Genomic DNA, 11929 nt, shown 5'->3' on the forward strand with positions numbered 1-11929 from the left:
AAATTTGATAGTATCAGAAAGCGTATGTAAAAAGTTATTTATGCCTATCGCCTCGATAAGATTCCCTACTTTATCATTCCATAATGTCATTCTTTCTATATCATGCTTCATTAAGAGTTGTCCTTTCCTATATCAAAACAAGCATCCTAAAAGGCATGCGGACTCAACAAGCTTATATAACTATAATACCAAAACTACTCTATCAGTATATGTGCACCTAACCATAATTTTTGAAATAAGGTTAGGTATAACATGACCTAGTATCTCTACAAGGATACCCTTGCACTACGACTCCTTAAGTTTTAGCTGAGCTTGTCCAGACTTGCGACTTGTAGCCTTTGTCCGATTTTTGAGGTATATGCTCAGACCAGCGAAAACAAGTGTCGCTAGAATAGCAATGACAACACTTATCGTGAATAAGTTTAGACCTCCGCTTTCCATAGCATAGCCAGCAATAGCTGGTGCCACTGCTGTTCCACCCATAACTGCGGAGCCTGCTACAGCAGCTACTATTCCCTTTGAATCTGCAGCAGCAGCTATTCCCATAATACAGCTATAGGTAAAAAAATGAGCAGTAGACCAGATGATAACCATTAACGAATATACAAACACACTTTGGGTCTGACTTACCACAAGAGAGATGATGCCAGTGACTACGACGCCTAATAGTAAAAGCTTATCTTTGCCATATCTACGCATCATCCATATCAATAATAAAGGTCCGAGCAATGAGGTTGCGCCATGAATGCTAAATAATAGTCCGACGCTTTCAGGCTCAATACTTAAACGGTTGGTCGCTATATTTTCAGCGAACACCCATAGCATCGTATCTCTAATAAAATAGCAAAACATCATTAATATAATAAAGACTGATAAAGGTTTGAATAGCACCTTATATTGAGACCTATCATTTTCATTGGAACCAGAATTTATCTTTGTAGATGGTATTGAGAGCAGTGCCGGTATCAGTAGACAGTGAAGGGTAATTAAACCTATAAGCGCACCTGGAAGAGACCATTGGATAATGAGACGTGGAAACACATTGAGTAGTACAATCATTAACAAAGTACCCAAAAGAACCACTCTATTAAATATCTCAGCCGACCGTGATCCTAATGCAGCTACTGATGAATTGCCAGCTGCCAGTGCAAAACCATATCCTAAACCTGACATCGCAAGGTAACCATAAGAGGTGGTCAAGCTATCAGATGATATGAAAAGTAGATTACCTATAATAGCTAATGCGGTACCAAGCAAGGCGAAATATTTTTTGGGAAAACGATGGATGATAGGGGCGATTAATAAAGAGCCGAGACACATAGCTCCAAGCTGTACGCTGACTAACATACCAGCTTCGGCCTCAGATATAGAAAAGTAATTGATTATGGCAGTGAATAGAAAAGGTAATATTAGTAAGGGCGCAAAGCCGACACCATATATAGCAGCAAATGGGCCTATCACTTCTCGATTGAGATAAAGCTGGCGAGATCCTTTGAACATAGAGCACCTTCCTTGAGTTGGTACGGTTGACTATCTGTTACATCCTATTTAGATACTATACTGTGGTTTTACAGGTAGGTATTACCCATAAGGGTGCATTTAGTCCATACAGTGATACAACACAGTTGCTATATATCCACTCGTAGCTTGTCAAAAGCTTTTTAATGATGATTTAAAAAAAGATTATAAAAAATAGCTTTCAAAAATTTTTATGAAAATACACACTTAAGGGTAATACCTTATAGTTATTGCCATATGTAATCATGTTTGAACAGAAAATTTGTTTTGTGTTTAAATATTTTTATTTAAAAGGAATGAGTGATGACGACAGGTATAGTTTTTGACGAAACGTATTTTTGGTATGATAGCCTAAATCAAGCATTCCCTCCTTTTCAGATTGAGCCGGGTGGCAACCCTGACAGGCCTGACATCAAACGCCGTTTTTATAACCTGCTTAATTATTCTGGTATGTTCAAAAAACTCACTCACTTAGAACCTCGTATCGCCACAGAGAGCGAAATTCTGCGCGTACATGGCACAGCATATTACCATTCACTGGTTGAGCAAAATTTATTGCCTGCTGGCCAAGGTGGTCCAGGTGCTGTATTTGCACAGGGTGGTATCGATATCGCTAAACTATCTGCTGGAGGCGCACTAGTCGCTGTAGAAAAAGTGTGCTCAGGAGAGGTCGATAACGCCTATGCGCTAATAAGACCACCTGGTCATCATGCCGAAACCAACAGCGGTGCAGGGTTTTGTATTTTCAATAATGTAGCGTTAGCCGCTAAGCATGCATTAGAAGTTGGTGGATTTCAACGTATTGCCATTGTCGATTGGGATGTTCATCATGGTAACGGCGCCCAAGAGATATTTTGGAATGACCCTGCTGTTCTTACGATATCCATTCATCAGCATTATAGTTTTCTTGAAGTAGATACAGGCACAGCTTTATATAATGGGGCAGGCGAGGGGGAAGGTTACAATATTAATATCCCATTACCTCCAGGTTCTGGTGATGCTGCTTATGAATCTGCTTTTGAAAGAGCCATTATTCCTGCTCTTGGAGCGTTTCAGCCAGATATGATTATTGTGGCTAGCGGCTTAGATGCTGGTTGTTATGACCCTCTCGGACGTATGGCACTGACCCCTCAAGGTTTTAGATCTATGGCCACATCTATCAGAGAGGCCGCTGAACGACTATGCGGTGGGCGATTAGTGATGTGTCAAGAAGGGGGATATGATTTAGCGTCGACACCTTACATGGGGCTTGGCGTTATTGAAGGTTTGAGTGGTATAACACTTGATTTAGAAAACCCTTTTCAAGTTTTTGGTGATTCTCTTGGCTACACTAAAGAGGTATTACCTCATCAAGCAGCTGTTATTGAAGTCGCTGAAAAGCAAGTCAAAAATATAAGTATCTAGTATAGAACTAACGGTCTTAGCCAAATAAAAGTACGAGACAGTGGTTATATGATTCTCAGAATTTAAGTAAAGTTCTGAGAATCATATAACCACTATTTAATCTATCTTAACAGCAACACCTGCCATTTTTACTGGCAGGCTTTTACGCTATTTCAATTGCTCTAATAAGTTCTCTAAAAACAAGTCACACTTGTTCATTTCAGAGATTTCTACATACTCATTGGGTTTATGACCTTGTTCCATTGAACCTGGACCACAGACAAAAATAGGGCTGTCAAAGGTTTGAGAAAACAAACCACCTTCTGTACCAAAAGATATTTTCCCAACGGTGGTATCATCTGACAGTAATGACTTTAAGAACTTTAATTCAGGATGTTCATGACTGGTACTCAATCCTGGATAAGCATTCATAAATTGGATATTGGCATACTGACTGTCAGCCTGTTTTTGTAAGTTTGTATTGATGATATCGTTAATCGTGTCAAGACTGTCTTCTGCTATGTGGCGTATCTCATAATCTATGGTACAGCTGTCTGAAACCACATTTAACGCTGTGCCACCTTGGATTTTGCCAACATGAATAGTGGTGTAAGGAATATCATACTCTTCATCACGTTTTCCGCTACGAGCCAATTCATTCTGACTGTCTACCAAAGATGTTACTACTTGTGTGGCAACATGAATCGCATTGCGGTAATTGGGTGCCATAGAAGAATGACCATTCTCTCCACTACAGTGCGCTTGATACACGGCTTTGCCTTTATGCCCTAATGCTATTTGCATAGAAGTCGGTTCACCGATCACGCAAAACCTTGGTGTCTTCATTAAATCCGGTAACTTAGGTAAGATATTTCTAACGCCCAAGCAGCCAATCTCCTCATCAAAAGATAGACATACATGCAGTGGGATAGACAGTTTCTGCTGACTGGCTTGGCACATTATTTTAATAATACAGGCGATAAAGCCTTTCATATCTGTCGAACCGCGCCCATAAATTTTATCATCACGTTCTTCTGCGATGAAAGGATCACTGTTCCAGTGATCTTTATTAGCAGGAACCACATCGGTATGTCCTGATAGTAAGACACCATGTTCTTCTATCGGACCAGTAGAGGCGAATAAATTGGCTTTGTTGCCTTCTTCATTGTAATCGACAACCACAACAATGCCGTGGCTTTCGAATAGATTTTTAACAGCTTCAATTAAAGATAAATTGCTTTTATAAGACGTGGTGTCAAAACCAATCAATGTTTTTAATATATCTATACTACTTTCTATATTTATTAGTGACATAAATCATCTCTTAAATTCAAATGTGGTTGATTGTTATTATAAGGTGTTCATTCCAGGGACATTGCCATCAGCAAAACAGCGCTGACAGTGCTGGATAAATGATTTAACCAATAGAGTGTTATGTGCATTGATTGGCGTCATAACACCTACTTTCATAGGTCTCAAATTTCCCTTGATTGGTATTCGTACTAGCTCTTTACCATCCATAGCAGTATTTACTTTAGGTCTAGTATTGAGAATGCTGTATCCCAACTCATTGGCGACCATTGTTTTAACAATTTCAACATAATGACTTTGGGTATGAATATTTGGGGTTAGACCCTGCTGTTCAAAAAGTGATAAAAAATACTCATAACTGTAGGGGATATCTAATAAAACCATAGGCAGTTTAGACAGGGTTTTTAGAGTTACGGACTTCTCTGATGCTAAAGGATGGTTCGCAGACACCAAAGCATAAGGTGGCAAGCTCGCTAGTGGCTGAAAATTCACCTGTTTCTCATCAATTTCTAAATCGAAGGTTAGTGCTAAGTCCAATTTATTAGAGAGTACAGCCATCATCAGCATGCGAGGTGTATCTAGGCTTAAATCAATCTCAACTTGTTCAAAGGTTTGTGAATAATGCTGTATGACTTCAGAATATAAAGTTGGGGCTGCTCCAACATAACAACCTAGCTTGAGCTTGCCTTTTACCTCACTAGAAATCTCAGCAGCCCAATCATACAAATCTGACGCTTCATCTAAAATTCTTTGGCATTTTTTTTTGAGTATTTCGCCTACTGGCGTTAGCTGTAAACCTTTCGCATGTTGGCGAATAAACAACTGCACATCTAACTCTTGCTCAATATGAGTAATAGCGGCCGAAATCGATGGCGACGAGATATACAATTCTTCTGAAGCGGCTAAAATGCTGCAATGTTTGGCAGCACCAACGAAATATTCCATCTGACGTAAAGAGATTCGGCGGTTCATGTATATACTCATATATTTAATAAAAGGGTACTTTCACTGTACCGCAATTATTAAATATAATGTATCGTATTACACTATTTTATTCATAAATCGCCAGGGACGCCGTAACTTGGTGCAGTCGTTGGATCAACCGCTCTTGTTATGTAGTCATTCATTTGTGGCGCGTAAACCTCCCAAGCAGTCGATAGGTCGTCAATCGGGTTCTCTGACCAGTCTATCCGTAAGTCGACGATAGGCCACTGTATGTCTTTCGCCATGACCATCAATCCAACCGAATGGACTGGTCCAGCTTCGCCGCCAGCAGCCAAACCAGATTTCATAGCGATCAATAGTCGCTCTGCTAGAGGTCCATCAGCTTGTTCAAACGCTTCAACAATCGCTTGTGGTACCGAGGTATTGTCGAGTAAATTTCCCGCACTAACAACATCTTCACCAATAAAATGCCCATGAACGCCTAACGTATGTTCTCCACTAAATACCGCGCCTTTGTCTTCATTATTTAAGGCAACCAATTGGCGATACTGTATAAATTCTTCATTTTCAACCAAACGCTGAATCGCATTCTCTGATGTATTATCTTGCTGTAACATATCAAGAATTTTTTTACCTAGCATAGGGTCCGTAATGTTCTGACTCATTACCATGCCAACCCCAGCGCGACCATGCAAACATCGTGATGCAACTGCAGGTGAAGAAGATGATACGGCACCTCCAATTTGTCCTGTTTTTTTACAGCGAGCGATAATAGAAAAAGTCATGTTAATCTCCAAATGCAATAATGTTTACCTGATGGTTTAAGTTTACGTTAGTCAGGAATAACAGCGGTGGCATCTACTTCTACCAACCATTCAGGTCTTGCTAACGCAGTGACTACGATACCTGTAGAGACAGGGTATACGCCTTTTAGCCATTTGCCAACCACACGATAAACCTCTTCACGATAGCGCGGGTCAATGATATAAATCGTGATTTTGCAGATATCTTCTAATTCACCACCTGCTTCTTTTAATAGCATATCAATGTTGTACATCGCTCTTTCTGTTTGTCCTGCTGCATCAGCCAGACAAACGCTTTCTGTGGTTTCAAGATTCTGACCAATTTGACCACGAAGAAAAACAGTGCGTCCTCTCGCCACAACTGCCTGACATAGATCATTATCTATATTTTGTTCGGGATAAGTTTTTTTGGTGTTGAAGCAGCGAATCCTTTCATGTTTCATGTTCTGTACCCTTTAATTCAATGAATGAAGAAAATTTAGTATAGGTAAACTCTGAAACCTTATCTATTTTGATTTTTTGCACTGCTGATTCAGAAATAGTAAACCAAAGAAGGTTTCTATTTTTTTTGATTAGCATCACCCAATTATTTCCTTTTATTGATTCTGTTTTCCTGAAGCAATAGTTATTAAAAGAGTTATTTAAATTGTTGTTGTTTCACATAGGATGTAGTTAGACATAAATCTACTGGAGAAAATAATGCAGACGACGGATACGTTAGTAATTGGGGGCGGACAAGCTGGTATTGCAATGAGTGAGCACCTATCAAAAGAAGGTATTGAGCACATTGTCTTAGAAAAAAATCGTATTGCAGAAGCATGGCGTACTCGCCGTTGGGACTCTTTAGTTGCTAACGGACCTTGTTGGCATGATCGCTTTCCTAGCATGCTGTTTGAGGATGACCAAGAAGGGTTTATTCATCATGATAAGGTTGCTGATTACTTCCAAAAATACGCTGAACACATCAACGCACCCGTTCAAACAGGTGTTGCGGTGACTAAAGTTACGCCTTTACAGGGTAGACAAGGCTATCACGTCACTACCTCAGAGGGTGAACTAGAAGCTAAGCGTATCGTGGTAGCAACAGGGGCGTTCCAAGTACCTTCTATCCCACCGATTATCCCTTCCACTGCTAACGTGCAACAAATCCACTCAGATAGTTATAAAAATCCTGAACAGTTACCAGAGGGTGCTGTATTGGTGATTGGTAGTGGCTCATCAGGCGTGCAGATTGCAAAAGAACTAAATGCTGCTGGAAAAAAAGTCTATTTGTCTGTAGGTGCACATGAACGCCCACCACGACGCTACAGAGGTCGTGACAATGTTTGGTGGTTAGGTGTGTTAGGCGGTTGGGACAGAGAAAAACCAAATGATGGGCCATTAAAAGGCTTTGCTGTCAGTGGTATGAACGGCGGAGAAACAGTTGATTTCCGTAAATTAGCTCATGACGGTATTCATTTATTAGGTTTAACAAAGTCATTTTCTAATGGCACCTTAACATTCAACGATGATCTATTCGACAACGTTAATGAAGCAGAACAGAACTACTTGGCGCTTTTGGATGTGGCAGATAAATATGTTGAGGACAATGGTCTAGACTTACCTGAAGATCCAGAAGCTCGTGAGTTCTTAGAGCTACCTGAATCTATCAATAATCCAACTTTATCAATAGACTTTAGTGAAAATAACATCACTAGCGTTATCTGGGCCACTGGTTTTAAGTATGACTACAGCTGGTTAGAAGTTGATGTACTGGACGATGTCGGTCGCCCACTGCATAACCGCGGTGTTACTTCAGCAACTGGTATTTATTTCGTGGGTCTACCTTTCTTGTCAGGGCAGGGGTCGTCCTTTATTTGGGGAGTTTGGCATGATGCTGGACGTATCGCTGAACATATCGCTATCAAGAAAAAGTATCACGAGTATAGTTAAGGACGCTAAATACGCTAACAAACCAAATTTCTATAGGAATAATTGATGAATACATATAACGAACTGTATATTGACGGCAAATGGGTGACACCATCAACTGGAGCCACTATCACTAATATCGACCCTAGTAATGAAAGTGTGATTACCGACATTGCTAACGCGTCTGTCGAAGATGCAGAAGCAGCTATTAAAGCAGCTAGAGAAGCATTTGATAACGGTAGTTGGTCTGGACTCACAGGTACACAACGTGCTGAGTATCTGCGCGCTATTGCCAAAGAGATCAGAGACAATTTGGATTTCTTGGCTCAGTTAGAAGTACAAGACAACGGCAAGCCTTTTACAGAAGCCCAGTTGGATATGAACGGTGTAATCGATTGTTTTGAGTTTTACGCTAATCTGGCAGAAGACTTTGATAACAACCAAGAGTCTGAGGTAGAGATTTATAGTGAGGATTATAGCTGCCTAGTTCGTAAAGAGCCGTTAGGTGTCGTCAGTGCCATTATTCCATGGAATTTTCCTCTAGACATGGCTGCTTGGAAAGTCGCTCCTGCTTTAGCCGCAGGTTGTACGATGGTATTAAAGCCCGCAGAAGTCACCTCAATGACGGCCATAGAGCTTGGCCGTATCTGTCAAAAGGTTGGGTTACCTAATGGCGTATTAAACATCGTCACTGGTCATGGATCAAAAATAGGGCCGATCTTATGCGAGCATCCTGCTGTAGACAAAGTCGCCTTTACTGGTAGTGGCCCAGTCGGCAAGCAGATCATGCGATCGGCTGCAAATACGGTGAAGAAAATTAGCCTTGAGCTTGGTGGTAAATCTCCACTGATTATTTTTGATGATGTCGATATTGAAACAGCAGTTGAATGGATCATGTTTGGTATTTTTTGGAACCAAGGCCAAGTCTGTTCTGCAACCTCAAGAGTATTAGTTCAAGACGGTATCTATGATGAATTGACAGCGCGCTTAGTACAAGAAGCTGAAAAAATTGTTATTGGTAATGGTATGGATAAAGGGGTTCAGTTGGGGCCCGTCGTCAATAAAAAACAGTATGACGCTATTATGACGACGCTTGAAAAAGGTAAGTCTGATGGTGTCAATGTCTTAACTGGTGGCAAGCGAGCCAGTGGATTTGATAAAGGTTATTTTATTGAGCCGACCGTTTTTGGAGATGTTCCTGAAGATCATCCTATCTGGACAGATGAGATTTTTGGGCCTGTTGTTGCCCTTAGACGTTTTACAGATGAAGCAGAAGCGGTTGCGAGTGCTAATAACTCGGAGTTGGGTTTGGCTGCTGGCGTTATCTCCAAAGACATTGATAGAGCCAACCGTGTCGCTCGAAATCTGCAAGCAGGTATTATCTGGGTCAATTGTTCACAGCCGCTATTTCTACAAGCGCCTTGGGGTGGTTACAAGCAAAGTGGCATAGGACGAGAGTTGGGTGCTTGGGGGCTTGATAATTATTTAGAAACCAAACAAATTACAACATATCACAGCGAAGCACCTTTGGGCTGGTACTTGACATAAAGGTTAGTTGTTACTTTTTATTTGGTAAAGAAGTCATATTCAGAAAAATTTAAGTTGGTTGGTGGCATGGATGTTATCAATCAATAAAAGTTGCTAATAATTTATTCGCTCTTATCCATAACACAGAGCGAATAAATTACTTCTAAATGTTAATACTACTGGTCTTATATTTCACATTGGCTATTAATCATATTAAGGGATTTTATGAATATGACTCTAAACCCACCCACGCCAAATTTTCTATTAAAACGGGCTCTGCCCACACTTATTATTATAGTGGCGATCTATCTTTTATCACTATTACTTGGTATTCATATCAATGCCGTCGCCCTAACCATTATATTAATGGTCACGTTTTGTCTAATCAAAATGCCGGTTCCTATTGCCCTTATTATGGCTGCTTTATTAGGTGGTCTACAATCGGGGCTTTCTTTTGGAGATTCATTAGCCGCTTTTAATGAAAATTTGCTTTCGGGTGCTCAAATTGGTATTACCTATATCATGATTGGTGCCTTTGCAGTGGCATTGGCTCGTAGTGGATTATTAGAGCTATTCGCAGCTAAAATCACCAAAAAAATGGACAGCAAAACATCCACCGCGCATAAACGTATTAAGTGGACGCTGTTTATTATATTTGCAGTCGCCGCATTGATGTCACAAAACTTGGTTCCCGTACATATCGCTTTTATTCCTATTCTTATCCCACCACTGATTCATATTATGAATGAGTTGAAAATTGACCGCCGTGCCGTTGCGTGTATCTTAGCCTCTTGTATCAGTGTCGCCTACTTACTCATACCGTATGGTTTTGGGGATGTGTATCTCAAACAAATATTATTGGCAAGCGCTAATGACGTTGGTGCAAGCTTAGGTTTTGTTGCGACAGCTAGCATGGCACCCAAAGCGATGTTCTTTCCAGTGATGGGGATTATTGCCGGTATGTTGTTCGCAGTATTTATCACATATCGTAAATCCCGTGAGTATAAAGACCTTCCAGTATTAACCTCTACAGTTAAATCAGAAAAACCCATCAATAAATTTCAGATTGCTATTACGCTCATCTCGATTGGTGTCGCTTTAACCTTACAAATTATGTATGACTCATTATTAGTAGGGGCGTTAATCGGTTTTGTTATCCTATCGTTTTCTCGTATTTTCCGTTGGAATGAGCAAGATGGTGTCTTTACTCAAGGTGTTGCGTTGATGGCAGAAATCAGTGTTGTCATTACACTTGCGACTGGTTTTGCAGGTGTGATTACTGCAACTGGTGAAGTAAACTCATTGATTGAACTTTTCATGAATTATATTGGTGACAACAGAGTGATGGGTGCTACTGTCATGATATTGATGGGTCTCTTCATCACCATCGGCTTTGGGGATTCATTTGCCTCTGTCGCCATTCTTGCGCCTATCTATTTGCCTTTAGCCTTATTACTCGGTTTTTCACCATTAGCCAGTTTGGCAATATTGGGGGCATCAGCAGCGTTAGGCGATGCAGGCTCGCCAGCATCTAGTATCACACTAGGGACCACAGCAGGTTTGAATGCGGACGGACAGCATGATCATATGATAGACAGTGTCATTCCTACCTTTACGCATATTAATATAGGAATGGTGCTATTCACTTGGGTTGCTGTAGTGTATATACTTTAATGACTCATAGAATGGTGACCAACATCGTTTTTGGTCGCCATTCCTAGCCTTTGATACCTATTACTATTTGTCAGGGAGGCTCATGAACACTCAATTAATCAGTCCAATTCAGCCATATTTTATATTAGATGCGCAAAACAGCTACCAAAAAAAAGAGATCAATCGTGATGGTATTGCCCACTTTTATTGCTTTACCTTAGATAAAGAAGGGGAGGCAGTCAGTGTGGTGCCCGATGCCAGTATTGATGTTATTTTTAAATTGCATAAAGACAAACCTGAAGCATGGGCTTGCGGCAGTTGGCGAAAGCTTGGAAAAACGGTATTCGAGCATGGTTGCTCATACTTTGGCATACGCTATCAAATTGGTATAGTGCCGAGTTTTTTGTCCATCAAACCAGGAGACATTATTGATCAAAGCATTCCTTTACAGGATATTTCTATACTAGGCGCTTCTTTGGTCGATAGACTTTCTAACTGTCGAAGTTTTGAACAACAAATCTGTGTATTCCAACAAGCTTGTAGTCAAAAGACGGATTTATTGCAGTCTTCTAAGCTATATCATGTACTGATTAACCTGATGTTAAAACATCACGGTAATATCAGCATCACCGAGTTATGTCATCAAAGCGGCTATTCTGCCCGAACCGTCAGTAACTCTTTCAATGATTATTATGGTTTTTCTCCGAAAGCATGCAATCTAGTTTTAAGATATCAGCACGTATTAGATAGGTTGATGCAAAATGATTGTAAGCGCTTAACCGACCTTGCAATTGATAGTGGCTATTCAGATCAAGCACATTTTTTTCGACAATTCAAACAATATAATGGACAAGGTCCAAGAGAGTTCCAGCATATGC

The 11929-nt window shown here is 40.4% G+C and carries 10 protein-coding genes; 5 read left to right on the forward strand and 5 right to left on the reverse strand.

All coding sequences use genetic code 11. The features are described 5' to 3' along the window. Positions 1 to 285: 285 nt before the first annotated feature. Positions 286 to 1500 carry an MFS transporter gene (locus tag ACT3QQ_RS12765; RefSeq protein WP_444520849.1) on the reverse strand — a complete coding sequence of 405 codons (1215 nt, stop codon included), beginning with the start codon at positions 1498 to 1500 and terminating at the stop codon, positions 286 to 288. 321 nt (positions 1501 to 1821) lie between these two features. Here ACT3QQ_RS12765 and ACT3QQ_RS12770 point away from each other — a divergent pair, with 321 nt between their 5' ends. Beyond that, positions 1822 to 2922 carry a class II histone deacetylase gene (locus tag ACT3QQ_RS12770; RefSeq protein WP_444520850.1) on the forward strand — a complete coding sequence of 367 codons (1101 nt, stop codon included), beginning with the start codon at positions 1822 to 1824 and terminating at the stop codon, positions 2920 to 2922. A gap of 147 nt (positions 2923 to 3069) precedes the next feature. On the opposite strand, the gene argE is transcribed toward ACT3QQ_RS12770, so the two are convergent. From argE to ACT3QQ_RS12790, 4 genes are all read right to left on the reverse strand, one after another. Beyond that, positions 3070 to 4215: an acetylornithine deacetylase gene (gene argE, locus ACT3QQ_RS12775; RefSeq protein WP_444528281.1), complete on the reverse strand. Its 1146-nt coding sequence runs from the start codon at positions 4213 to 4215 to the stop codon at positions 3070 to 3072. A 36-nt stretch (positions 4216 to 4251) separates the two neighbouring features. Beyond that, positions 4252 to 5184, reverse strand: a complete 933-nt coding sequence (locus tag ACT3QQ_RS12780) for a LysR family transcriptional regulator (protein ID WP_444520852.1) — start codon at positions 5182 to 5184, stop codon at positions 4252 to 4254. 83 nt (positions 5185 to 5267) lie between these two features. Beyond that, positions 5268 to 5942, reverse strand: a complete 675-nt coding sequence (locus tag ACT3QQ_RS12785) for a DUF1028 domain-containing protein (protein ID WP_444528282.1) — start codon at positions 5940 to 5942, stop codon at positions 5268 to 5270. A gap of 47 nt (positions 5943 to 5989) precedes the next feature. Next, positions 5990 to 6403 (reverse strand): RidA family protein, encoded by a 414-nt coding sequence (locus tag ACT3QQ_RS12790; protein ID WP_444520854.1) that lies wholly within the window; start codon positions 6401 to 6403, stop codon positions 5990 to 5992. A gap of 256 nt (positions 6404 to 6659) precedes the next feature. Between ACT3QQ_RS12790 and ACT3QQ_RS12795 the strand changes: the two genes are divergently transcribed. The 4 genes from ACT3QQ_RS12795 to ACT3QQ_RS12810 all read left to right on the forward strand — a co-directional run. Next, positions 6660 to 7892, forward strand: a complete 1233-nt coding sequence (locus ACT3QQ_RS12795; RefSeq protein ID WP_444528283.1) for a flavin-containing monooxygenase — start codon at positions 6660 to 6662, stop codon at positions 7890 to 7892. Between the two features lie 45 nt (positions 7893 to 7937). Further along, positions 7938 to 9419, forward strand: coding sequence for an aldehyde dehydrogenase family protein (locus ACT3QQ_RS12800; protein ID WP_444528284.1), 1482 nt, complete (start codon positions 7938 to 7940; stop codon positions 9417 to 9419). A gap of 204 nt (positions 9420 to 9623) precedes the next feature. After that, positions 9624 to 11072: a Na+/H+ antiporter NhaC family protein gene (locus ACT3QQ_RS12805; RefSeq protein WP_444528285.1), complete on the forward strand. Its 1449-nt coding sequence runs from the start codon at positions 9624 to 9626 to the stop codon at positions 11070 to 11072. Between the two features lie 82 nt (positions 11073 to 11154). Next, positions 11155 to 11929, forward strand: a 775-nt coding sequence (locus ACT3QQ_RS12810) for a helix-turn-helix domain-containing protein (protein WP_444528286.1), incomplete at its 3' end; no start/stop codon positions are given.

This window comes from Psychrobacter sp. AOP7-A1-24 (assembly GCF_052376235.1).
Lineage (GTDB): Bacteria > Pseudomonadota > Gammaproteobacteria > Pseudomonadales > Moraxellaceae > Psychrobacter.

Coding starts and splice junctions, on each gene's coding strand:
- ACT3QQ_RS12765 (WP_444520849.1), bottom strand. CDS start 1,500: ATGTTCAAAGGATCTCGCCAGCTTTATCTCAATCGAGAAGTGATAGGC.
- ACT3QQ_RS12770 (WP_444520850.1), top strand. CDS start 1,822: ATGACGACAGGTATAGTTTTTGACGAAACGTATTTTTGGTATGATAGC.
- argE (WP_444528281.1), bottom strand. CDS start 4,215: ATGTCACTAATAAATATAGAAAGTAGTATAGATATATTAAAAACATTG.
- ACT3QQ_RS12780 (WP_444520852.1), bottom strand. CDS start 5,184: ATGAACCGCCGAATCTCTTTACGTCAGATGGAATATTTCGTTGGTGCT.
- ACT3QQ_RS12785 (WP_444528282.1), bottom strand. CDS start 5,942: ATGACTTTTTCTATTATCGCTCGCTGTAAAAAAACAGGACAAATTGGA.
- ACT3QQ_RS12790 (WP_444520854.1), bottom strand. CDS start 6,403: ATGAAACATGAAAGGATTCGCTGCTTCAACACCAAAAAAACTTATCCC.
- ACT3QQ_RS12795 (WP_444528283.1), top strand. CDS start 6,660: ATGCAGACGACGGATACGTTAGTAATTGGGGGCGGACAAGCTGGTATT.
- ACT3QQ_RS12800 (WP_444528284.1), top strand. CDS start 7,938: ATGAATACATATAACGAACTGTATATTGACGGCAAATGGGTGACACCA.
- ACT3QQ_RS12805 (WP_444528285.1), top strand. CDS start 9,624: ATGAATATGACTCTAAACCCACCCACGCCAAATTTTCTATTAAAACGG.